20 protein-coding genes and 1 tRNA gene are annotated in these 21,334 nt (G+C 72.1%); 4 read left to right on the top strand and 17 right to left on the bottom strand.

Going from position 1 to position 21,334, the window contains the following annotated elements; all coding sequences use genetic code 11:
- Window positions 1-143: 143 nt before the first annotated feature.
- From I6A60_RS36195 to I6A60_RS36170, 6 genes are all read right to left on the bottom strand, one after another.
- Window positions 144-551, bottom strand: coding sequence for a PIN domain nuclease (locus tag I6A60_RS36195; RefSeq protein WP_203020149.1), 408 nt, complete (start codon window positions 549-551; stop codon window positions 144-146).
- A complete protein-coding gene (locus I6A60_RS36190) occupies window positions 548-781 on the bottom strand; it encodes an antitoxin (RefSeq protein WP_203020147.1) in 234 nt (77 codons plus the stop codon). Before I6A60_RS36190 ends, I6A60_RS36195 begins: the two co-directional genes overlap by 4 nt.
- 273 nt (window positions 782-1,054) lie before the next feature.
- Window positions 1,055-1,954 (bottom strand): enoyl-CoA hydratase, encoded by a 900-nt coding sequence (locus I6A60_RS36185; protein WP_203020145.1) that lies wholly within the window; start codon window positions 1,952-1,954, stop codon window positions 1,055-1,057.
- Window positions 1,951-3,204 (bottom strand): acyl-CoA dehydrogenase family protein, encoded by a 1,254-nt coding sequence (locus I6A60_RS36180; RefSeq protein ID WP_203020143.1) that lies wholly within the window; start codon window positions 3,202-3,204, stop codon window positions 1,951-1,953. The genes I6A60_RS36185 and I6A60_RS36180 overlap by 4 nt, the downstream gene beginning before the upstream one ends.
- 25 nt (window positions 3,205-3,229) lie before the next feature.
- The gene (locus I6A60_RS36175; RefSeq protein ID WP_203020141.1) at window positions 3,230-4,417 is read right to left on the bottom strand and encodes an acyl-CoA dehydrogenase family protein; all 1,188 of its coding nucleotides are present in this window, start codon (window positions 4,415-4,417) and stop codon (window positions 3,230-3,232) included.
- On the bottom strand, window positions 4,417-5,208 hold the full coding sequence (locus I6A60_RS36170) for an enoyl-CoA hydratase family protein (RefSeq protein ID WP_203020139.1): 792 nt from the start codon (window positions 5,206-5,208) through the stop codon (window positions 4,417-4,419). Before I6A60_RS36170 ends, I6A60_RS36175 begins: the two co-directional genes overlap by 1 nt.
- Window positions 5,209-5,781: 573 nt before the next feature.
- On the opposite strand from I6A60_RS36170, the gene I6A60_RS36165 reads away from it, so the two are divergent.
- On the top strand, window positions 5,782-6,408 hold the full coding sequence (locus I6A60_RS36165) for a hypothetical protein (protein WP_203020138.1): 627 nt from the start codon (window positions 5,782-5,784) through the stop codon (window positions 6,406-6,408).
- On the opposite strand, the gene I6A60_RS36160 is transcribed toward I6A60_RS36165, so the two are convergent.
- Together I6A60_RS36160 and I6A60_RS36155 are read right to left on the bottom strand one after the other, a co-directional pair.
- The gene (locus tag I6A60_RS36160; RefSeq protein ID WP_203020136.1) at window positions 6,383-7,030 is read right to left on the bottom strand and encodes a hypothetical protein; all 648 of its coding nucleotides are present in this window, start codon (window positions 7,028-7,030) and stop codon (window positions 6,383-6,385) included. The genes I6A60_RS36165 and I6A60_RS36160 overlap by 26 nt on opposite strands.
- A gap of 21 nt (window positions 7,031-7,051) precedes the next feature.
- Window positions 7,052-7,249 (bottom strand): DUF4236 domain-containing protein, encoded by a 198-nt coding sequence (locus I6A60_RS36155; protein WP_203020134.1) that lies wholly within the window; start codon window positions 7,247-7,249, stop codon window positions 7,052-7,054.
- A gap of 372 nt (window positions 7,250-7,621) precedes the next feature.
- Here I6A60_RS36155 and I6A60_RS36150 point away from each other — a divergent pair, with 372 nt between their 5' ends.
- The gene (locus I6A60_RS36150; RefSeq protein WP_203020132.1) at window positions 7,622-9,160 is read left to right on the top strand and encodes a carboxylesterase/lipase family protein; all 1,539 of its coding nucleotides are present in this window, start codon (window positions 7,622-7,624) and stop codon (window positions 9,158-9,160) included.
- Window positions 9,161-9,963: 803 nt separating this feature from the next.
- Here I6A60_RS36150 and I6A60_RS36145 read toward each other — a convergent pair.
- The 6 genes from I6A60_RS36145 to I6A60_RS36120 all read right to left on the bottom strand — a co-directional run bounded on the left by I6A60_RS36145 (window position 9,964) and on the right by I6A60_RS36120 (window position 17,719).
- The gene (locus tag I6A60_RS36145; protein ID WP_203020130.1) at window positions 9,964-11,097 is read right to left on the bottom strand and encodes an aromatic ring-hydroxylating dioxygenase subunit alpha; all 1,134 of its coding nucleotides are present in this window, start codon (window positions 11,095-11,097) and stop codon (window positions 9,964-9,966) included.
- A complete protein-coding gene (solA, locus tag I6A60_RS36140; RefSeq protein ID WP_203020128.1) occupies window positions 11,094-12,257 on the bottom strand; it encodes an N-methyl-L-tryptophan oxidase in 1,164 nt (387 codons plus the stop codon). The genes I6A60_RS36145 and solA overlap by 4 nt, the downstream gene beginning before the upstream one ends.
- Window positions 12,258-14,582, bottom strand: coding sequence for an FAD-dependent oxidoreductase (locus tag I6A60_RS36135; protein WP_203020126.1), 2,325 nt, complete (start codon window positions 14,580-14,582; stop codon window positions 12,258-12,260). It lies immediately after the preceding gene.
- Entirely contained in the window at window positions 14,579-16,093 is a 1,515-nt protein-coding gene (locus tag I6A60_RS36130) for a GMC family oxidoreductase (RefSeq protein WP_203020124.1), read from the bottom strand. The genes I6A60_RS36135 and I6A60_RS36130 overlap by 4 nt, the downstream gene beginning before the upstream one ends.
- Window positions 16,094-16,385: 292 nt before the next feature.
- A complete protein-coding gene (locus I6A60_RS36125) occupies window positions 16,386-17,153 on the bottom strand; it encodes an IclR family transcriptional regulator (RefSeq protein WP_203020122.1) in 768 nt (255 codons plus the stop codon).
- A 77-nt stretch (window positions 17,154-17,230) separates the two neighbouring features.
- Window positions 17,231-17,719 carry a hypothetical protein gene (locus tag I6A60_RS36120; protein ID WP_203020120.1) on the bottom strand — a complete coding sequence of 163 codons (489 nt, stop codon included), beginning with the start codon at window positions 17,717-17,719 and terminating at the stop codon, window positions 17,231-17,233.
- Between the two features lie 196 nt (window positions 17,720-17,915).
- Here I6A60_RS36120 and I6A60_RS36115 point away from each other — a divergent pair, with 196 nt between their 5' ends.
- Window positions 17,916-18,356, top strand: a complete 441-nt coding sequence (locus tag I6A60_RS36115; protein ID WP_203020118.1) for a nitroreductase family deazaflavin-dependent oxidoreductase — start codon at window positions 17,916-17,918, stop codon at window positions 18,354-18,356.
- 118 nt (window positions 18,357-18,474) lie between these two features.
- On the opposite strand, the gene I6A60_RS36110 is transcribed toward I6A60_RS36115, so the two are convergent.
- The 3 genes from I6A60_RS36110 to I6A60_RS36100 form a co-directional block, all read right to left on the bottom strand.
- A complete protein-coding gene (locus tag I6A60_RS36110; protein ID WP_307874039.1) occupies window positions 18,475-19,695 on the bottom strand; it encodes an aminoglycoside phosphotransferase family protein in 1,221 nt (406 codons plus the stop codon).
- A gap of 139 nt (window positions 19,696-19,834) precedes the next feature.
- On the bottom strand, window positions 19,835-20,221 hold the full coding sequence (locus tag I6A60_RS36105; protein ID WP_203020116.1) for a helix-turn-helix domain-containing protein: 387 nt from the start codon (window positions 20,219-20,221) through the stop codon (window positions 19,835-19,837).
- A 7-nt stretch (window positions 20,222-20,228) separates the two neighbouring features.
- A complete protein-coding gene (locus tag I6A60_RS36100) occupies window positions 20,229-20,444 on the bottom strand; it encodes a hypothetical protein (RefSeq protein ID WP_203020115.1) in 216 nt (71 codons plus the stop codon).
- Window positions 20,445-20,831: 387 nt separating this feature from the next.
- Here I6A60_RS36100 and I6A60_RS36095 point away from each other — a divergent pair.
- Window positions 20,832-20,904, top strand: a tRNA-Asn gene (locus tag I6A60_RS36095).
- Window positions 20,905-21,334 lie beyond the last annotated feature (430 nt).

Genomic DNA, 21,334 nt, shown 5'->3' with positions numbered 1-21,334 from the left:
TTCCGCGGTGCGGTCGATCTTCGCGTTCCGCGGTGCGGTCGATCTTCGCGTTCCGCGGTGCGGTCGATCTTCGCGTTCCGCGGTGCGGTCGATCTTCGCGTTTGCAAGCTCCGCGGGGCGACTGCCGAAGATCTGAAGCGTGCTCAGGCCAGGCGGTACACCGGCTGCCTGGTCAGATCGGCGATGAGCTCGAAGTCCTTGTCGTGGTGGAGGACTGTGTGCCCGGCCAGCTCCGCGGTGGCGGCTATCAGCAGGTCGGGGATGCTCGGCGCGCGGTGGTGGCCGGCGGCGGCCAACATGCCCTGCACCGCGAAGGCGCGCCTCGTCACCTCGGCGGCCGTCTCCCAGTCGTGGATCATTCGGGAGAGTGGCGGCGTTCCGAGCAATCGGGCGTGGCTGGCGCCGTTGCGGGCGGAGTAGCCGATCTCGAGCAGGGTGACCGCGCAGACGTGCACTCGGCCCTGATCGACGCGCTCGGACCACAGGGGCTCGTCAGGATGGTTCGGGATTCGAACCAGGGCCGACTTGTCCAAGAGCCACGACTCGGTCACGACCAGGCCTCACGCATGATCTCTGTGTCATCCAGGTCTGAGATCAGCTCCCCGAGTAGAGCCCAGTCCGCCGGGGCCAGTGGCTGATGTGTCTCGCGGGCGGCACGCTCCGCCTCGGCGGACAGCGTGCGACGCAGGTACTCGACGCGTGACACGCCGGCGCGGGCCGCCGCGGCGTCCAGTTCGGCGATGACGCCGTCAGGTACGTCGCGAATGAGGAGATCGGCCACGGATCGCTCCTCGCAACAGGTGATATCTACTTGGCTCCCAATGATATCTCGACCTGGACGCGAGGTGCGGAGGACCTTGGCGAGCACAACAGCCCCTGTCTGCTCAGACGCTGTCTGTCCAGTTAGTGTCTGTCCAGACACTGTCTGAACCGATATCTGTCTAATCAGGTACTGTCTGACCAGACAGTACCAGGTTGCCCGCGACACCGATTTGTCCGGAACCTGGCCGCCGCCGAATCGTCTCGGCAGCCGGGTGACCCTGGTGCGGCCGGGTCAGTCGTTGGATTCGGCGGCGCGGCGGGCGTCGCGCATGGAGCGGGCGTCCTGGCCGCCGAGGGAGTCGGTTCCGACCTCGGCGTTGTGGGCGTGCGCAAGGTGGTGCAGGCCGAAGACGGAGTCCATGCCGGCCTGCAGGCCCATCAGGTCCTCGGCCTGGTTCACCGCCTTCTTGGTGAGGGCGAGTCCAAGGCGGGGCATCGTCGCGATGCGCTCGGCGACCGAGGTCACCTCGGCGGCTAGGTCGTCGCGGGGGACCACCCGGTTGACCATGCCGAGCTCCAGTGCGCGGTGGGCGGCGACGCGTTCGCCGAGGAACAGGAACTCCTTCGCCGCCCTCGGGCCCATCACCCACGGATGCGCGAAGTACTCGACCCCCGGAATGCCCATCCGCACGACCGGGTCGGCGAAGAACGCGTCGTCGGAGGCGATGATCAGGTCGCAGACCCAGGCGAGCATCAGGCCTCCGGCTATGCAGGCGCCGTGCACCTGGGCGATCAGCGGCTTCGGCAGTTCCCGCCACCGCCGGCACATTCCCAGGTACACCTCCTGCTCGCGGGCGAAACGGCTCTCCGCGCCGGAGGCCCCGACATGGTCCCACCACAGGCCCGCGCGCCGGGTGAACGACTGGTCGATGTCTCGCCCCGGGGTTCCGATGTCATGGCCGGCGCTGAAGTGTCGGCCCGCGCCGGCCAGCACGATGACCTTGACCTCGGGATCGGCCGCGGCCCGGTAGAACGCGTCGTCGAGGGCGTAGGTCATCTTCGAGTTCTGGGCGTTGCGGAACTCGGGGCGGTTCATCGTGACCCGGGCGACCGGCCCGGTCACCTCGTACAGCACCACCGGAGGCTCGGCATCGTCGGCCGTCGGCGCCGACTGGGCGATCTGCTCGGTCATCGCGACGTTTCCCTTCCGGAAGGCGGCACCAGGTCTGTCGAGACGGCATCCAGGGCCGCTGGCCGCAGGCCGAGGCTGTCGGCCAGCTGGGCCCGGTGGAACAGCGGATCGCCGTAGGCGGGAATGAGTGCCCAGGCACGCTTGGCGAACAGGTGCAGGTCGTATTCGGTGGTGTACGCGATCGCGCCGTGGCACTGGATCGCCACCCGGGCCGCGAGCCGGGCCGACTCCGCCGCCAACACCTTCGCGACGCTCACCGCGTCCCGCGCGGCGAGCGTCGCGTCCCGTGCGGCGACGTGGTCTTCGGGGGAGTGGGCCAGCCGCCACCCGGCGGCGAGGACCGCGGGGCGGGCGAACTCGGTCGCGAGGTGCGCCGAGGCGCACGCGTGCTTGACCGCCTGGAAGCTGCCGACCGGGACCCCGAACTGATGACGGGTCTTCACGTAGTCGATGGTGATCGCGAGTATCCGGGCGGCCAGGCCGACGAGAACCGCCGACGTGCCGACCGCCGCTCGCCACCAGGCCAGCCGGGCGGCGTCGGGGTCGTCCGTCAGGACCGCGCCCGCCAGCGGGTCAGGCAACGTGGTCAGCCGGGCCAGCGCGCGGGCGCCGTCGACCGTCCCGACCGGCGCGAGCTCCAGCTCGTCGGCGCGGTAGATCCGCAGCCGGGCCGTGCCGTGCGGCAGCCCATCGAACGCGTCCGTCGCCAGCGAGCCGGTCGATGCGTTCCACGCCGACGCAGACGCCGACGCCCCCGACCCCGCCGACCCCGACCCCGACGACTCCGCGCTGGCCGGCGCGGGTACCGGCAGGATGACCAGGTCGGCCTGCTGGCCGTGCGGCACGACGATCTCGCCGGTGGGCGTGCGGGTGGCGACCGTGACGAGCGCTCGGCCGGCGACGAGGTCGGGCAGCGCCGGATGACCGGCGGCGGCCAACAGCGGCGCCGCGAACGCGACCGTCTCGACGGCTGGCACGGGCAGGCCAGCGTGGCCGACGCGTTCCAGTAGCGGGACGACGTCCGAGATGGTCAGGCCCAGCCCGTCGGCTCCGTCAGGGACCAGCGCGCCGGCCAGACCGATGTCGGCGAGGGTCGCCCAGACCTTGCGCACCTGCTCCAGGCCGGCCGCCGCCTCGCCCGCGCCGGCCGGCCAGGCGCCGCGGATGAGGGCCGCGGTCGCCTCGGCGTCGAGCACCGGAATGACCGCGCCCACGAGGGCAGCCGCCTCCGGGTCGAGTTCGAAGTCCATACCGGCTCCCTTCCGCGGTTTCGGGTCAGGCCCTGGGCAGGCCGAGGAGCCGTTCGGCGACGACGTTGCGCTGGATCTCGTTGGTGCCGGCGTAGATCGGGCCCGACAGCGAGAACAGGAAGCCCTTGCTCCACGGGCCGTCGAGCTCGGCACCCGCACCCAGCAGATCCAGGGCGGTCTCGTGGATGCGGACGTCCAGCTCCGACCAGAAGAGCTTGTTCAGGCTCGACGCCGCCCCGGGCTGCTGGCCGTTGAGCAGGCCGCTGACCTGGTGCAACGTGAAGAGCTGGTAGGCCTGTGCGTCGATGTGCGCCTGCACGACCCGGTCGCGGACCGCCGCCGGCAGCCCGCTTCGAGTGGCGCGGGCCAGCTCGACCAGCCGGTTCGCGGTGGCCAGGAACCGGCCCGGCGGGCGCAGCGTCAGGCCGCGTTCGGAGCCGGTCGTCGCCATCGCGACCTGCCAGCCCTTGCCCACGCCACCGAGGACGTTCTCGGCGGGGACGAAGACGTCGTCGAAGAAGACCTCGGCAAAGCCCTCGTCACCATCCAGGCGCTCGAAGCCGCGGACCGTCACCCCCGGCGCGTCCAGCGGCACCAGGAAATAGGTCAGCCCGTGATGCCTGCCGCCGGCCCGGCCCGCGCGTGGGCCCGCCTCCGGCTCCGCAGCTGGCGCGGCGGGCGTACCGGTGCGGAACAGGCCGAACAGGTGGGTACAGAACGCGCCCCGGGTCGTCCAGGTCTTCTGGCCGGAAAGGCGCCAGCCACCGCGTTCGACGTCCTGGACCCCAGTGGAACGCAGACCGGCGAGATCGCTGCCCGCGCCCGGCTCGGACCAGCCCTGCGCCCAGGTGTCCAGGCCGGCGGCCATCCGGGGCAGGATCCGGTCCTGCTGGTCGGCGGTGCCGAACTCGAACACGGTCGGGGCGAGCAGGAAGATCCCGTTCTGGGTGACCCGCTGCGGGGCGCCGGCCCGGGCGTACTCCTCCTCGAAGACCAGCCACTGCCAGAGGCTCGCGTCGCGGCCCCCGTAGCGCTCCGGCCAGGAGACGACCGCCCAGCGAGCCTCGAAGAGCCGCCGTTCCCAGTCGAGATGGGCGGCGAATCCCGTTCGGGTGTCGCCGGACGGTAGCGGCGTCGCCGGCACGTTCGCCGTCAGCCACGCGCGTGCCTCGGCGCGGAACGCCTCATCCTCGTCCGACCAGGTCAGGTCCATCAGCCGTCGCCCTGATCGGACTTCTGGTCAGCCGCGTCCGGGGCCGGCTCGGCCCTGGGCGTGGAACCGAAGCCGGAGCGGACCTCGTCGGCGATGCCGGCCAGGTTGAGCTCGAAGGTGAAGCCCTGCTCGTAGCGGTAGCTGCGTTTGACGTCCCACGGGTCGATCCCGTTGAACGCCTCCTTGGCCATCCGGATCACCCGCGGGTCCTTCGCGGCGATCTCGCCGGCGACGGCTCGGGCCGCGTCGCGCAGCCGGGCGGCCGGGACGACGGTGTGAACGGAGCCGAACGCGTGCAGCTCGGCGGCGGTCGCCGTAGCCGAGGTGTACATCATCGCCCTGGCCTTCAACTGCGGGACCAGCCGCGACAGGTGCGTCGCGGCGCCGAGCGCTCCCCGGTCGACCTCGGGTAGGCCGAAGGTGGCGTCGTCGCTGGCGACGATCACGTCGGCGTTGCCGACCAGCCCGATCCCGCCGCCCAGGCAGAAGCCATGCACTGCGGCGACGACCGGGACCGCACAGTCGTAGACCGCGGCGAAGGCGGCGAAGCAGCCACGGTTCGCGCCGATGAGCGCCTGATGGCCCTGGTCGCGCTGGATCTCCTTGATGTCGACGCCCGCGTTGAATCCGCGTCCTTCGGCCCGCAGGACGACGACCCGAACGGCCGGGTTCGCGCCCGCGGCCCGCAGCTCGTCCGCCAGGGCGAACCAGCCGGCCACCGGGAGCGCGTTCACCGGCGGGTAGTCGACGACGATCTCGGCGATCCCGCCGTCCACCACCGTAGTGATCATCCAACCTCCAGGAGCGAGCCGCGAGCACTCTAACAAGCGCTTGGTTGGCAAACCAGCGTTGCTGGCCGGCCGGTCCGAGGCCGCCGCCCGCCCCGTCCCCGAGCGAGCAGCCCAGTCCCCGAACGGGACGCAGCGCCCCCGACGAGCCGTCTCCGACCGGGGCACGCCGCGCTGCCCCGCCCGCGACGAGTCGTCCCGGCCGGGGGTGCCGCGCCGCCCCGCCCCGGGCGGCCGGAGTCTCTGGCGACGCTCGGCCGGCGTGGGCTTTGGATGTGGCAGAAATGGGCGCTGAATGTTCGGTTTCGGGACTGGAATGGCCTTGACCACACAACCTCCAGTACATGTCGGAAATGCGACTGGACGGGTGCCGACACGCCCTGTCGTTGGATTGACCGCGCAAACCGATGTCATTGGCGTGGGTCGTTCGCACAATTGCTCTACTGACGTTGTGGGAAGGATCTGGCGATGGCTGCGCAGCGACGAGCTACTTTTCGGCCCGGCCGCGCGCGTGCTGCCTCCGGAGGCCCCGGCGCCGACGGACCGGGATCGCGCGGGACCGGCACGGCCCGGGCCGTGCTCGGCGGCCTCGTGGCCGGCGCACTGATGGTCGCGCCCGTCGCGCTCCTGACGGCCAGCCCCGCCGAGGCGGCCGGGATGACCCACCCGCTGTTCGACCATCCGCTCGACATTCACGTCAACATCGGCCCATCGGCGGCCCCGCGGCCGCCGGCGGACCTAGGCAGCGTCTTCGGTGAGATCACCAAGGGAATCGGCGGCCTGCTCGCCAGCGGCGGCGTGCCGACCCCGGCTCCCAACCATCCGGCCGGCCGCACCGGGTCCGGCTCGGGTTCGCGCGGCGGCTCCGGCACTGGTCAGAGGGGGACGGCGGCCACGCCTCCAGCGGCGCCCGCGACCCCGGAACCCACCACGGACGCCGGCCTCGGCGACTCGACCGCCACCCCACCGACCGCAGAGCCCACCGAATCCCCAGGTCCCAGCAGCGAGGCGACGCGGCCCACGCCAGCGCCCACCCCAGCCCCGGCCGACCCCGCCGGAGCGGTCGTCCACAGCCAGCTGATCTCGTCGTCCGACGGCGCCTCGATCGCCGCCCTCGACACCCTCGCCATCGTCCTGGCCGGAGTCGGTCTCGTCGGACCGCCGGCCGCCGCCGTGTTCAGAGGGCGCCGCGCCGTCCGGTAGCCGAATCGCGACCGGATGGTGCCGAGCGTGGCCGAGCGTCCTCGCGGGTGACGAACCGGAGGATCGTCTCGCGGTCGGGGGCCGCGCGTGGATGCGTCACCGAGACCGACGGCCTGCGCGCGGTCTGGCCGGTGCCGGTGCCGGGTTCGGCGGCGAACGGCGAGCCGGGCAGGGGGAGTATCCCGTCGAGGACGAGCTGGCCGGGCCGGCGGTCGCCCTCCCAGGCGCCGTCCGGGTGCCGGATGAACAGCTCACCTGCCACGACGGCGAACCTGGCTGATCCTGTGGCCGGCCCGTCTGACGGCCCGAAACCACCGGAAAGCGGCTCGAACATCGGTTCGTCGCCGCGGCTGTCCGGCCAGCTCGCCCGCAGCCGGTCCGCCGCGGCCCGGATGCGGGCCAGGCTGATGCCCGCTCGCCGCAGCGCCGCGATGGTCCGTGCCTGGGCCAGGTCGTTGACGCCGGGGCGTAACAGCCCCGATCGCCGCCAGTAGGCGATCTGGCGTTCTGTGGTGAGCCCGGACCTCGCGTTCCCCGTTCGGCCCGCGCCGGCCTGCGGAAGCCCGTCGTCGGCTCCCGCGGCCCGCGTTCCGGCGGCAGGTAGCGGCGACCCGCCCGTCATGCCAGCAATGTACGCCCGGGGCTACCGGCGGGAGCTGCTCTCGCGCCGATACGAGAACGGGCCGGGAAGGTCGACGCTGGACAGGCCGCCATGGCCCCGCTTGGACCAGACCCGCCAGGAGACCCGACCGAGCTTGAGCGTGACAGAGGAGACCCCGTGCTCACCCACGTTCATGTGAAACGGGCCGATCTTGGGGCGACGGGTATAGCGCAGGCCCATGTCAGTGCTCCAGAACTGTCAGTGGAGGTGTTCCAGGGAACACGCGCCGGACTTTGACGGCGATGATCGACGACTTCCCCTGTTTTCACCGCGTCAACCCTTTTGGCATCGACGGCTCCCCGGCCGGCCCGGCTGCCCCGACCGCGCAGGCTGCCTCGTGGCGTCCAGGCAGGCCTGGCTGCCCGACGCGCTCGCCCGTGGAGGCACGCCCCGTCACCGGCCCTGCGTCCGCCGGGGCGACCGAGACCCGGTGACCTGGCTCGGAGCCAGAAGCGGCCCAACGGTAAATGGTTCGCGAGTGTCTCGGTTCCGCGTGATGATTCCGTCGTTCGCCGCCGCGACCGTGTACGGGGAACCTGGCGAGGGAGAACCATGACGATCACCGGCGCTCTGGGATCGGCGGCTGCCGGGTCCGGGTTCGAGGTCCGGGCGGCGGGTGGACGGCTGCGCGGTAGCCGGGAGCCGGGCGTGGCGGTCTTTCGCGGCATCCCGTTCGCCGAGCCGCCGGTCGGCGAGCTCCGTTTCGCCGCGCCGCGGCCGGCCCCGGGCTGGGACGGCGTGCGGCCGGCCGTGTCGTACGGCCCTCCGGCGCCTCAGACCGACGTGATCGGCGAAGCCCCGGCTGAGGCGGGCGACGACTGGCTCACGGTCAACGTCTGGTCGCCCGAGCCCGACCCCGCCGCGAAGCTCGCCGTCCTGGTGTGGATCTATGGCGGCGCCTACACGTTCGGCGTGGCCAGCCGGCCCGAGTTCGACGGCGGCCGCCTAGCCCGGGAGGGCGGCGTGGTCGTGGTGACGTTCAACTACCGCCTGGGCATCGAAGGGTTCGCCCAGATCGAGGGAGCGCCCTCCAATCGCGGCCTGCTCGACCAGGTCGCCGCCCTGGAGTGGGTACGCGACAACATCACTGCCTTCGGTGGCGACCCGGACCGGGTCACGGTCTTCGGCGAGTCGGCCGGCGCCGGATCGGTCGCCGCCCTGCTGGCCATGCCACGGGCGGCGGGGCTGTTCCGCGCGGCCGTCGCGCAGAGCGCGCCGGGCACCTTCTTCTCGACGGAGCTGGCCGCCGACATCGCCGCCGCCTGCGCCGACGAGCTCGGGTTGGCTCCCACGGCCGCGGAACTGGCCGCCGTGGACCCGGCGCTACTGGCTCTCGCCGGCGACGCCGTCACCGCCACGATCATGGAGCAGGCGCGACGCTGGGGCCAGCCGGCCCGCCGGTCGATCCTGTTCGCGCCCGTCGTCGACGGCGACGTCCTGCCGGCCACCCCGTGGCAGGCCCTGGCCGCCGGTGCCAGCCGGGCCGTCGCCCTGCTCGCCGGCCATACCCGCGATGAACAGCGCCTGTTCACCGCGATGTCCGGCCTGCTCGGCGAGGTCACGCCCGAACAGGCGGACACGGCGCTCCAGGACTTCGCGCCTGGTCCGGACGGTGCCCGCCGCTACCGGGATGCCTATCCGGAGGCGAGCCCTGACCAGCTGTACGAGCTGGTCCACTCCGACTGGCTGTTCCGCATGCCCACGCTGCACCTCGCCGAGGCGCAGGTCGCGGGCGGCGGCCGGGCCCATGTCTACGAGCTGGCATGGTCGGCCCCGGGCATGGGCGGCGCGCTCGGCGCCTGTCATGGCCTCGACGTACCGCTCGTGTTCGGCAACCTCACCGGGAGCCAGCCGGCGATGCTGATCGGCGAGCCGACCACCCCCGAGGCGGAGACGCTGTCCGCGCGGATGCGAAGCGCCTGGACCTCGTTCGCCATGGATGGAGACCCGGGCTGGCCCGCCTACGAACCCGAGCGGCGCCTCACCCAGGTCTTCGACGCCCCGTCGGTCGTCACCGCCTATCCCGAGGAGCGGTCCCGCCTGATCTGGCAGCACCATTCCTTCCCGGTTCTCACCCTGGCCGGCGAATGACTTCCGCGCCGGGGCTCGTGGCGGCGCCGCGGCAGCAATAACTGACCGCTGCCAACGCTTACGCGGTCTGTTCAGAACTCTCGCGGCGGCCGAAGATTCTGGTACGAACTGGTGGTCGTCCGGTGGCCCCCGGTATAAATCGGGCATGCGGATGCGGGGGGAAACACCGGACCGGCGTCGACAACTGTTCAGGAGAGGCAAGTCCCTGCTGAGGGCCGGCGTCGCGCTCGGCGGGCTGACGCTTGCTGCCGTGCTGGTCAGCGCGGTCGTCATCCGTTTCAGCTACGACTCACCGGCTCCTACGGTCGTTCCGACGCAGCTGCCAACAGGAGACGCCACGCCTCCACCTGAGACGGGCGAAGCCACGACACTGCCGGGCAACCCGTCAGCCAGTGCGTCGCCGCCGCCGACTACCGCGACGCCCGGCACGGCGCCTCCGGTGACCGCGGCGCCGACCCAGCCACCTCCCCCAGGTCGATCAGGGAGTCGCGTCAATGTTGATCTCACTCCGGTACTGGTGGCACTGATCGGTGCTGTGCCCACCACGATCACCGCTACAACCGGGCTTATCTTCGTCCGCCGGAATTTCCCAGGCCCTCCGGAGCCTCCGGGGCCGCCAGTTCCGCCATTGCCGCCAGTTCCGCCGACCGTGTGATCGGCCGGTGGCAGCCGATGCGAGTGATACCAAGTGGTGATCCACGGCCGGGAGTCGTGGCCGCAAGGTATGACTCGCTGCCCCGAACAGTGGCTCGCGCAGTATCGCGGCCAGCGCAGCGGCGTCGGGGCTGGCGGCCGGACCTCGGTCAGGCCTGCAGGCGCTGGACCCAGTCGTGGAAGGCGCGCAAATGGTGCTCGCTCGGCACCAGCACGCCGCCCGCCGCGTAGGCCCGCGAGGCCATGGCCGGCTGGCAGCGTTCGCAGGCGGCGAAGTCCTGCCGGTTGACCCGGTCGAACAGCTCGACCGAACGATCGAGGTCGGTGCCCGCCTCGACGACGGCCGGCAGGTAGAGCCAGTCGCACTCGACCAGCGTGCGGTCGGCCGCCACCGGAAACATCCGGTGCAGGATCACGTGGTCGGGGACCAGGTTGACGAAGACCTGCGGGCGGATCGTGATCGCGTAGTAGCGACGGTCCTGCGCCGGCGTCAGGCCGGGCAGGCGCTCGACCCCGGGCGACCCGTCGACGGTGAAGCCCGCGACGTCCGGGCCGAACTCGGCGCCGTGCCCCACGTAGTACTGCGCGGCGTAGCCGCGGGCGAACTCCGGCAGGACGCGGACCAGCTCGGGGTGGATCGCCGGGCAGTGGTAGCACTCCAGGAAGTTCTCGACCAGCAGCTTCCAGTTCGCCGCCACGTCGTAGGAGACGCGCCGGCCGACGCGCAGGCCCGCCACCTGGTAGCGCTCGATCGCCGCCGGATCTCCCAGGCGCTCGGTGGCCGCGCCGATGACCGTCTCCTCGAACGACGGCGGCGACGCGGCAAGGCACACCCAGACGTAGCCGAGCCACTCGCGCACGTGCACCCGGTGCAGGCCGTAGGCGGACCTGTCGACGTCGGGCGCGTCCGTGAGGTTCGGCGCGGCGACGAGCGTGCCGTCCAGGGCGTACGTCCAGGCGTGGTACGGGCAGCGCAGGGTGCGCCGCGTCCGCCCGGCCGTCTCGACGCACAGCCGTGCGCCCCGATGCCGGCACACGTTGAGGAACGCGTGCACGGCACCGTCGAGCGCCCGGGTGATCAGCACGTTCTCCTGGCCGACCGGCACGGTGCGGAACTGTCCGGGCTCGGCGAGGTCCGAGCCGTGCACCGCGCACGTCCACAGCCGCTCGAAGATGCGTTCCTGCTCCCGGGCGAAGACCTCCGCCGACGTGTACGCGGCGCCGGGCAGCGTCGGCAGCAGGCTCGGGCCGGCCCGCTCCGTCCCGCCTGCCGGATCGGTCATCGAGGGGCCGTCAGGGCGGCGCGCGCCGGGTCGAACAGCGCGATCGGGTGGGGGGTCGAACCGGTCAGGGCGAGGTCGGCGACGATCTCCCCGACGATCGGGACGAACTTGAAGCCGTGCCCGGAGAAGCCGCAGGCGACGGTGACCCGCTCGTGCGCGGGATGCCTGCCGATGACGAAGTGCTCGTCGGGCGTGTTCGTGTACATGCAGGCCTTGGCCCGCAGGAAGCGCCCGGCGGCGTCCGGCAGCCGGGCGGCCAGGTGGGTGGCCATGTCCTCGATCTCCCGCGGGCGGATGGCGCGGTCGATGGTGTCGGGCGTGGTGACCTCGCCGCGGCGGAAGAACGCCACCTTCACGCCGCCGTCCGGGCCGTCCAGCGCCGGGAAGCCGTAGACCTGGATTCCCGCGGACTGCTCCCAGATGTAGATCGGCTGCCGCGCCGGCTGGAACGGTTCGACGCCGCCGCGCGGGGCGAACCAGAACTGCACGTGGCGCTCGACGACGAGCGGCAGGCCGAGGTCGGCGAGCAGCCGCGAGGCCCAGGGGCCCGGGCAGACGACGAGGGCGTCGGCCCGGTAGGTCCCGGCCTGCGTGCGGACCGCGACTCCCGCGCCGTCCGCCGACCACGACACCACCGGCTCGTGGAAGCGCAGGTCGGCACCGAGCCCGGTGGCCAGCGCCAGGTTGGCCTCGACGGTCGCCTCCGGCCGGACCAGCCCGGCCTTGTCCTCGTACAGCGCCACCTCGTCCGGCTCGGGCCGGAACAGCGGATACCGCCGGCGGATCTCGGCCGCGTCGAGCAGCTCGTGCGGCAGCCCCCACTCCCGCGCGCTGCGCAGGCTGCCGGCCACGACCACCGAGTCCGGCCGGCCCGCCATCAGCCCACCGGTCAGGGTGATCAGGTCCCGGCCGGAGTCCCGCGCCAGCTTGTCCCACAGCTCATAGGCGCGCAGCAGCAGCGGCACATACGCGGGGTCCTCGAAGTAGGACTGGCGGGTGATCCGCGACCCGCCGTGGCTCGCGCCCTGGTCGTGGGCCGGGCCGAACCGCTCCAAGCCCAGCACCCGGCGCCCACGGGCGGCCAGGTGATAGGCGGCCGAGCTGCCCATGCCGCCGAGCCCAGCCACGATGACGTCGTACGCCCGCACCCCGCACCTCATTCATCGCCGGATCCTGCTGCCCGTCGGGTCGAACAGCGGCGCCGCGCGCACGGTCGCGGCGACCCGCTCGTCGAAATAGGCGATCTCCACCGGTTGCCCTGGCGTGCTGAGAGCCCTGGGCAGCCAGGCGTAGGCGATCGGGGCGCCGACGCTGTAGCCGTAGGCGGCGCTGGTCACGTGGCCCACCGGCACGCCGCCGGCCAGCACCGGCTCACGGCCCGTCGGCACCGTCCGGCCGTCGTCGACCGTCAGGCAGCACAGGGCCCGCGGGCCGTCCGGCCGCAGGGCCGCCCGGCCCACGAAGTCGCCGTGCGCGAGGTTCACGGCGAAGCCCAGGCCAGCCGAGTAGGGGTCGTCCTGCGCGGTCAGGTCCACGCCCCAGGCCCGGTAGGCCTTCTCCAGCCGCAGGCTGGTCAGCGCGCTGCGCCCGGCGGCGACGGCACCGACCGCCGCACCCGCGGCCCAGAGCGTGTCCCACAGCCGCAGACCCAGCTCCGCGCTCGCGTACACCTCCCAGCCGAGCTCGCCGACGTAGGAGACGCGCAGCATCGTGACCGGAACCGCGTCGAGGTGGGTGCGGCGGGCGGTGAAGTAGCCGAACGCCTCGTGCGCGAGGTCCAGCGTCGTCAGCGGCGCCAGCAGGTCACGGGCGGCCGGGCCCCACACCCCGACGCAGCACGTCCCACCGGTGACGTCGCCGACGTGCACGTCGGCCGGGGCGTGCGCGCGCAGCCAGGCCAGGTCGAGGTTCGAGTTGACGCCGAGCTGGAACTCCCGCGCTCCCAGGCGCGCCACAGTGATGTCGCTGCGCACCCCGGCGCCCTCGTCGAGCAGCAGGGCGTACGTGACGGCGCCGACCGGCCGGTCCACGTGGTTGGAGCACATCCGCTGCAGGAACGCGGCCGCGCCGGGGCCGGTCACCGCGAGCCGCTTCAGCGGGGTCAGGTCGAACAGGCCGACCCGCTCCCTGGTGGCGAGCGCCTCGGCCGCCGCGATCGGTGACCAGTGCCGGGCCGCCCAGGCGTCCCGGGGCGGCAGGTCCGGCACCGGCAGGCCGGCGTTCGCCTCGAACCACAGCGGCCGCTCCCAGCCGGCGCCCTCGGTGAAGTGGGCGCCGAGCGCGACGTGGCGGGCGTGGAACGGGCTCACCCGTAGCAGCCGTGGGTCGCCGGCCGGGTCGAGCGGGTGGATGACGTCGTACACCTCGACGAACGCGCGCTGCCCGCGGACGTTGACGTAGGACGGCGAGAGCTGGACCTCCTCGAAGCGCTGGGTGTCGCACTCGTGCAGGTCGACCGCCGAGCGCCCGTCGACGAGCCACTCGGCGACCGCCCGCGCGACCCCGGCGGAGTGGGTGACCCAGACGGCCTCGGCCAGCCACAGGCCGGGCCGGCCCTCGACCGGGCCGAGCAGCGGGAACCCGTCGGGCGTGAACGAGAAGATCCCGTTGAGGCCGTGCTCGATGTCGGGCAGGCCGGGCAGCAGCGCCCGGGCGTCCGCGAGCGACGCGGCGAACTGCTCGGCGGCGAACGGCGGCTCGACGTCGGTCGGCATCGGGTCGTGCGCGTACGAACCGATGCCGATGCAGCCCGCGGTCTCGCGGAAGTACAGATCCCGGTCCTGGTGCCGCAGAATCGGCACTCCCGCCTCGGGCCGAGTGCGGGCCGGCAGGCCGCGCACCGGGCCGGTGACCGCGTACTGGTGCGCCAGCGGCAGCAGCGGGACGGGCGCGAGCTTCGGCCCCCAGTACCCGGCCGCGCAGACGACGAGGTCCGCCGGGACGTGGCGGTCACCGACCCTGACCCCGTCGTCCTCGATCGCGGTCACTTCCTGGCGGCCGTGGAAGACCGCGCCGCGGGCGATCGCGGCGTGCGCCTGCGCCCGGGCGGCGTCGACGGCGCGGGCCAGGCCGTCGGTCGGCACGTGCAGGCCGCCGAGCACCCGATCCGGCTCCAGCAGCGGGAACAGAGCGTGGCACTCGGCGGGGGAGAGGACCCGCGCGCCGATGCCCCAGGCGAGGGCGAAGCCATGCCGCCGGTGCAGCTCCGCCAAGCGCTCGGGCGTCGTCGCGACCTCGATGCTCCCGACCTGGTCGAAGCACCCGAGGGCCAGGTACTTCTCGACCGTGTACCGGGCGAAGCCGGCCATCGTCCGCGACGGGTTCACCTGGAAGACGAGCCCCGGCGCGTGCGACGTCGAGCCGCCGGTGCGAAACAGCGGGCCGCGGTCGAGCACCGTGACGTCCGTCCAGCCGCGCGCCGTCAGCTCGTCGGCGAGCGCGCATCCGACGATGCCGGCACCGACGATCACGACCCGCGGGCTCATTGCGTCGGGTCAGGTGTCCGCAGTTCGGCGGTCATCAGGTCGGCACAGCGCTCGGCGACGAGCAGTACCGTGACCATCGGGTTCACCGAGGGCAGCGTCGGGAAGACGGACGCGTCGGCGATCCGCACGTTCGCGAGCCCGCGCAGCCGCAGTTCCGGGTCGACCACCGCCAGCGGGTCGTCAGGCGCTCCCATCCGGCAGGTGCCGGCCGGGTGGTAGACGGTGTGGTGGGCGGCGCGGCCGTAGGCCGACAGCTGCGCGTCGGTCGTCAGCTCCGGGCCCGGCGCGATCTCGCGGGCGATCCAGTCCCGTAGCGGGGTGGCCCGCGCCACCTCGCGGGCGAGGCGCAGGCCGTCGACCACGGTCTGGTCGTCGTAGCCCTCGGCGTCGGTGAAGTACCGGAAATCGAGCAGCGGTTTGGTCTCGGGACGGTCGTCGGCCAGGGTGAGCCGCCCGCGGCTGCGCGGGCGGGGCACGTTCGGCGTCAGCCCGAAGCAGTTCTCGACCACCGGGTAGCCGAGCGGCTCGGTGTTGACGGTGAACGGCAGCTGGTAGATGTGGAACATCAGGTCGGGCCGGTCCTGCGCGGTGTCCCGCCGGACGAACAGCACGGCGTCGGCGTCCATCGCGGACTCGGCCGGAAGCGGCCGCGTCGCCTCCCACATGATGATCGACTCGGGGTGGTCGAGCAGGTTCGTGCCGACCCCCGGCAGGTCGATTCTCGTCCGCCCGCCCAGGTCCGCGGCCGGTCCGATGCCGGCGAGCAACAGCAGCCTCGGCGTGTCGATCGCGCCGGCGCAGAGCACGAACTGGTCGCCGTGAACCTCGCCGCGGCTGGTGGTGACGGAGACCACCCGGTCGCCGTCGAGCCTGAGGTCGTAGGCCCAGGTCTCCGTCAGCAGCGTCAGGTTCGGATGGTCGAGGAGCGGGTGCAGGTAGGCCACCGAGGACGAACTGCGCACGCCGGTCTCCGGGTAGTAGCCGACCGGCGCGAACCCTGCTCCTTCGACGAACGGCTTCGCGTTGAAGTCCTCGACCAGCGGTACGCCGAGCGCCTCGCCGGACGCGGCGATGAAGGCCTCCGTCAGCGCGTTGCGGTGCCGGGGCGCCACCGGCACGATGTTGGTCCGCAGCCGCCGGAAGAGCGGAAGCAGGGCGTCATAGGTCCAGCCGTCGGCTCCCGCGGCCACCCAGTCCGTGAAGTCGGCCGGCGGCGGCAGGAAGCTGATCATCGTGTTGTGCGACGAACAGCCGCCCAGCACCTTCGCCCGCGAATGCCGGATGCGGCTGTTGCCCCGCGGCTGCTCGGTGATCGGGTAGTCGTAGTCCAGCTCGGACTCGAGCAGGTTGATCCAGTTGCGCAGCCGCAGCACCCGCTCGTCCCCGACGTCGCTCGGGCCGCCCTCGATCAGGCAGACCGTCGCGCCCCGCTCGACCAGCCGGGCGGCCACCACGGCACCGGCTGTCCCGCCGCCGACGATCACCACGTCGTACGAGCCGTGCGCCTCCATCAGCAGCCCCGCCCGTCCCCCACTGTTGCGGATGGCACAACTTGCTGCCCCTGCCGCAACAGGATCGGACGGGAGTCGCCGGCCGGTCAATGGCCCGCGCAAGGAGTTCACCCGCGCGAAACCGTGTCGGCGGCTTCGGTGCCAGCTGGGGTGCCTGCAAAGGTCGGCCCGGCACAGTGATCGCCGTTTGCGCCCTCGGGTGGTCGTGAACCGGGCCTGGTAGCAACCGTTTGAGGGCCAAACTCGCGATCATGATCAAGGTGTGGAGCGGGCTGGCCTTGTCGGGGGCTGCCTAGGTGAGGTGGCCGACCGCCGCGTTGATGTCCGTCGCGGCTCTGCGGACGGCCTCGGCGACGTCGGGGAAGCTTTCCTCGGGAAGGCGGTAGGTCGGCCCCGAGACGCTGACGGCCGCGCGAAGCTGGCCACCCCAGCCGCGGATCGGCGCGGCCACCGCGTTCAGGCCGATTTCCAGCTCCTCGCGGGTGCTGGCCCAACCACGGTCGGCGATGTCCCGCAGCTCGGCGGCCAGGACGGCGGGGTCGGTGATCGTGTGGGGCGTGAACCGCTCCAACGGATCTCCCAGGAGCCTGTCACGTTCCTCGGGCGGCAGCGTGCCGAGCAGGACCTTGCCGCTGGACGTGGCGTGCAGGGGCGTCCGCTGCCCGACCCAGTTGTGGCTCGCGACGGCCGCCGGCCCGCGAACCTGACTGATGTTGACGGCGAACCCACGGTCGACGATGGCCACGTTGACGGTCTCGCCCAGCTCGTCGGCCAGCCGCTCGCAGACCTCGCGACTCGCGTGCCCGAGGTCGAACTGCGCGGTCACTGCGCCCGCCAGCCGCGCGATGCCCAGGCCCAGCCGGTACTTGCCCCGCCCGCGCGGCTGCTCGACGAGCCCTCTGTGCTCGAGCGCGCCCAGGAGCCGGGAGGCGGTCGACTTGTGCACCCCGAGCTCGGCCGCGACCTCGGTGACGCCCGCCTCGCCGCCGCGCGCCAGCATCTCCAGCACGGTGACCGCCCGATCGACGGACTGCACGAGCGCCGGCTCGCTGTTGCTCATGGCGCAACTGTAAGGGTGGCGCCGGGTTGGGGGAGCCGCATGATCAATGCGTCCCTGGCTCTCGCGGAGCGGTGCCCTCAGGAGATGCGCCGTGTGGCCGTCGCGCGCAGCGCCCATGCTCGGGCGGCGGCGACCAGGATCAGCACGGCCACCAGCGGCGCGCCGAAGAAGACAACCAGCCCGTAGCCGATGTTGGCGCCGATCACTCCGGCGGTCGCGACGTGGTACCCGAAGCCGAGGACCACCCCGGCCCCGACGAGCGGGCACACGACCTGCCATCGGCGCCGGTCGGCGGTGCCACGGCGGCCCTCGTGCAGCAGCAGCGCGGTGACGGCTGCCATCAGGAGCAGGGCGGCGATACCGACGGCGGTCATCCGGCCGGGCGGGATGTCCAGCGGACGGATGGCGTAGTCGAGTTCCGAGCGTGGGACGCCCTGATAGTCGTCCTGTCCGAGCAGTCCCGCGACCGCGACCGGCGTGGCCAGGACCAGAAGGGCAGCGGCCCCACCATGAAGGGCTCGGGTAAGGGTGGAGGCCGGCGACCGCGTCGGTGCTGAGGTGGGCATGAGAGCCAGTCTTCCCAGCAGCCGTCGTGACGGCCTGAGCGTAAATACTCAAATTCACCAGGCGGTGGCCGGTCGCCATTCGAGGGACACGTTGTGATCTGTCCTGTCGGCGCCCCGGGTACAACGGCCCTGCGCTACGGCGGGTCAGTAGCCGCCCGAGGTCGACGGGTGAGCGGGCCTGGCGTTGAATAAGGCCATGTCTGTCGCCCGTGACTATGAGCCGAGCCCGTCGGACTGGGTCCGTAAGCAGGTCGAGGAGTACGAGAGTTCCGGCGGCACCCGCGGCACGGAGCTGAACGGTCGACCGGTGATTATCCTCACCACGGTCGGAGCGAAGTCCGGCAAGATCCGCAAGAGCCCGCTGATGCGGGTCGAACACGAGGGCCTCTACGCCGTCGTGGCCTCGCTGGGCGGCGCGCCGAAGCATCCCGTCTGGTACTACAACGTCCTGGCGGACCCGCAGGTGGAACTCCAGGACGGGCCGACCAAGCAGGCCATGGTTGCCCGCGAGGTGACCGGTGACGAGAAGGCGCTCTGGTGGGAGCGCGCGGTCGCCACCTGGCCCGACTACGCGGAGTACCAGAAGAAGACCCTCCGCGAGATCCCCGTCTTCGTCCTGGAGCCCGCCGCCGGTTAGCGTCGCGTCTGAAAGATCGCTGTTTTCGCCCTCGCGTGGCTGTAGCCGCGGCGGTTTCGTGACCATTCGAGGGCCAAGACGGCGATCGTGCTCACGGGCCGGCCTCGCCGGACCGGCGCTAGCCGCGCAGGGCGGCGCGGATGGTCTGGGCCGGGTCGCCGGCGTGGTAGCGGCGTTCGCTCGGTTCGATGTTGTCGAGGAACTGCTGGTAGCGGACCGCGTAGGCGAGGTGGCCCAGAGGCGCGCCGAGAGCCAGCGCGCGGGCCGGGTCGCTGCCTGGGCGGCACGCTGCCCAGGTGGCGATCCAGGCGTCGGCCGCGTGTGCCCACTGGTCGTCGGACAGGAACTCGCGGGGCCGTAGTCCGTCGAGCACGGGATGGCCGACGTGGCTGTCGGAGAAGTCGACCAGGACGGTGTCCTTCCCGTCGGATCGCCAGTTTCCGGGGTGGAAGTCGCCGTGGAGCAGGGTGTTCGGCAGGCCGCAGGCCTCCAGGTCGGCGATCAGCTTCGGCAGGCGCTCGGCCAGGCGATCGGCGGCGGCCCGTTCCGCGGCGGTCAGCTCGTGCGCGGCCGGGCAGTCGAGCAGCTGGTTGACCTCGTCGACCAAAGCGGCTGGGGTCCGGTCCGGCAGGTCGTTGGGAATCGCCTCGGGCCGGGTGGCGAGCGCGGCCTGTGCGCTGGCGAGCCCGCTGACGGCGGCGCGGATGGTGCCCGCCGAGGGGTTCCAGCAGTCTGTGCCCGGCACGTGGTCGAGCAGGACCCGTCGGCCCTCGGGATCGGCCGCCAGGACGGAGGGGACGAGTCGCGGTGCGACGTGCGCGAACGCCGCGATGACGTCTTCTTCGCGGGCCGCGAACGGCGGCGTCGTTTTCAGCCAGACCGGCCCGGCTGCTGTCGGGATCCGGAACAACCCGGCGAGGTTCCAGGTCTTGACCTGTTCGACGGGTCCGGCCGGGGGCCGGCCAGCGGTCCGTAGCGCGGCGTCAACCCAGGTCATCGTCTCCTGGAGGCCTTCTCTGGTGGCCCAGCGCGCTCGAAGTGCCTCGGGCGCCGCTAGCTGGTGGCAATCGGTGGGTGCTGGCGTGAACGGGTGATCGGTGGGACGGCGGGCCGCCTGTACGTGGTAGGTCACGTGCCCGTTGCGGGCGCCGTCCGCGCCTTTGACATCGAGCAGGCGCAGCACCATCACGGGTACGTCCAGCTCCTGGGTGATGCGCGTGACGACCGGCTCGACGTCCGCCCACCACGGGCTTTCCACTGGGAACGGCCCGAGAGCCCCGAGACAGTCGCCGTCCGCGGTGACCACGGCGCTGATCGTCCGCCCTGTATTGCGATCCACTGGGCCAGTTTCGGGGCCCGCGATCATCCGGGCAAAGGGTTATCGGGGTGCTGCGCGTGGTCGCGGGTCACGAAGGGTGGCGGTACAGCTGCTGCTGGGAAGCCAGGGGAATCGTTGGTGTCGGCGCGTTCGGCGGGTGTCAGTCAGGCTCGTCGCGGGCTCGGGTGGCGGAGCCGCGGGGCAGACGTTGGCGCGGGCTGAGGCCAGCCCACGTCTCGGCCCAGTCGGACAGCGGTTCGAGCAGGCCCTGCAGCCGGCGGCCGGTCGAGGTGAGCCGGTAGTCGCCAGCCTCGTCGACCTCGATCAGCCCAGCCTCCCGCAGTTCGCGGGTCCGCTGGGTGAGCTGCGCCGACGGGGCGTCAAGCAGCGACTCGATCGCTCGGAACGATCGCGGCGCCGTCCGCAGCGACCAGAAGATCATCAGGCTGTGCCGCCGGCCGAGCAGATCGAGCAGCACGGCCAACGGCAGTTCGGGACCGCCCGTCGACCGGTTCTCCGGCGCCGGGCGCGAGGCGGATCGACTCACCAGCCGCTCACGCGCCGCCCCCGTGGCCGCCGATCACCGTTCTCGCGCGTCGATACGCGCCGCCCGCCTGGGCCGAGACGATGCCGGCGACGCTCTGCACCTCGGGGCGATCCCACACGAGGCGGGCCTGCCGGGTGATCTCCTCGTAGCTCTCGCGGCCCGCACGGGTGCCGAGCACGTAGCCCAGCCCGAACGCGACGGCGATCGTGGGGCGGATCCGCATGCTGCCTCCCGAGGCCTGGGCCGAGCAAGGTGCGCCACGCTGGGTTCCGTGGGGCGAGTGACGCTGGCTTGGTGACGTTGGTTCCGAGCGACCTCGGTCCGGACGAGACGGACCGAGCCAGCGCGGTGGCGTCCGCGTGATGGCCCACCACCCACCGCGATCACAACGGACCTTACCCACTCGCACCGACAACTCCAGGACCGATCCGCCGACCCGGCGAGGACACCGGCCACCGACAGCCCGGCAACGAGCCGCCAACGCGCACCTACCCCACCGCCGACCCCCCCGAACCTCCGGTAAGCTGACTCTCGTCGCCCCGCGCCGATGCAAGATCACCCCGGGAGATCCGCCCAGAGTGGGACTCATCGGTAGGATCGACACGAACGGTCCTGCGTAGCTCAATTGGCAGAGCAGCCGGCTGTTAACCGGCAGGTTATAGGTTCGAGTCCTATCGCAGGAGCCTGACCAGCACGTTTGCAAGAGGATCAGGATTTTTGATCTTCAAAGTGACAGTTTAGTGACACTTTATTCGTCGTCGCGATGCCACTTTCGTTCCCTCGCATCACTTCGACGATCAAGATAGCTGTCGTCCTAGTGAGACTTGGGTCACATGGCCGGGAGGCGGCCGATCTGAGCCTGTCGCCCCCTCACAGCCGCCTCCCGACCCCGCCCGCTGGAGGTAGCTCGGATCTCCGCGCAGGTCCTCCCAGTGCTGGGCAGGCCGGGATCCGGTCCGGTTCGTGGTGCCCACGGCGACGCCCCAGGCAGGGCCGAGGGAACCTGAATGGGTCTTTCTAGGAGCGGCACTCCCTGAGTGCCTGTCCTGAATCTTGATGGTCGGTTAGCTGTCGGTGGTCGTCCGGGCGGTCCATCGCGGGGCCGGGACGCCG

Source organism: Frankia sp. AgB1.9, from assembly GCF_016786355.1.
GTDB lineage: Bacteria > Actinomycetota > Actinomycetes > Frankiales > Frankiaceae > Pseudofrankia.
This window is presented reverse-complemented; position numbering and strand designations above follow the sequence as displayed.

Excerpts from the sequence above, each read along its gene's own strand:
- I6A60_RS36185 (WP_203020145.1), bottom strand. The coding sequence starts at position 1,954 with ATGACCGAGCAGATCGCCCAGTCGGCGCCGACGGCCGACGATGCCGAG.
- I6A60_RS36180 (WP_203020143.1), bottom strand. The coding sequence starts at position 3,204 with ATGGACTTCGAACTCGACCCGGAGGCGGCTGCCCTCGTGGGCGCGGTC.
- I6A60_RS36175 (WP_203020141.1), bottom strand. The coding sequence starts at position 4,417 with ATGGACCTGACCTGGTCGGACGAGGATGAGGCGTTCCGCGCCGAGGCA.
- I6A60_RS36170 (WP_203020139.1), bottom strand. The coding sequence starts at position 5,208 with ATGATCACTACGGTGGTGGACGGCGGGATCGCCGAGATCGTCGTCGAC.
- I6A60_RS36160 (WP_203020136.1), bottom strand. The coding sequence starts at position 7,030 with ATGACGGGCGGGTCGCCGCTACCTGCCGCCGGAACGCGGGCCGCGGGA.
- I6A60_RS36155 (WP_203020134.1), bottom strand. The coding sequence starts at position 7,249 with ATGGGCCTGCGCTATACCCGTCGCCCCAAGATCGGCCCGTTTCACATG.
- I6A60_RS36150 (WP_203020132.1), top strand. The coding sequence starts at position 7,622 with ATGACGATCACCGGCGCTCTGGGATCGGCGGCTGCCGGGTCCGGGTTC.
- I6A60_RS36145 (WP_203020130.1), bottom strand. The coding sequence starts at position 11,097 with ATGACCGATCCGGCAGGCGGGACGGAGCGGGCCGGCCCGAGCCTGCTG.
- solA (WP_203020128.1), bottom strand. The coding sequence starts at position 12,257 with ATGAGGTGCGGGGTGCGGGCGTACGACGTCATCGTGGCTGGGCTCGGC.
- I6A60_RS36135 (WP_203020126.1), bottom strand. The coding sequence starts at position 14,582 with ATGAGCCCGCGGGTCGTGATCGTCGGTGCCGGCATCGTCGGATGCGCG.
- I6A60_RS36130 (WP_203020124.1), bottom strand. The coding sequence starts at position 16,093 with ATGGAGGCGCACGGCTCGTACGACGTGGTGATCGTCGGCGGCGGGACA.
- I6A60_RS36125 (WP_203020122.1), bottom strand. The coding sequence starts at position 17,153 with ATGAGCAACAGCGAGCCGGCGCTCGTGCAGTCCGTCGATCGGGCGGTC.
- I6A60_RS36120 (WP_203020120.1), bottom strand. The coding sequence starts at position 17,719 with ATGCCCACCTCAGCACCGACGCGGTCGCCGGCCTCCACCCTTACCCGA.
- I6A60_RS36115 (WP_203020118.1), top strand. The coding sequence starts at position 17,916 with ATGTCTGTCGCCCGTGACTATGAGCCGAGCCCGTCGGACTGGGTCCGT.
- I6A60_RS36100 (WP_203020115.1), bottom strand. The coding sequence starts at position 20,444 with ATGCGGATCCGCCCCACGATCGCCGTCGCGTTCGGGCTGGGCTACGTG.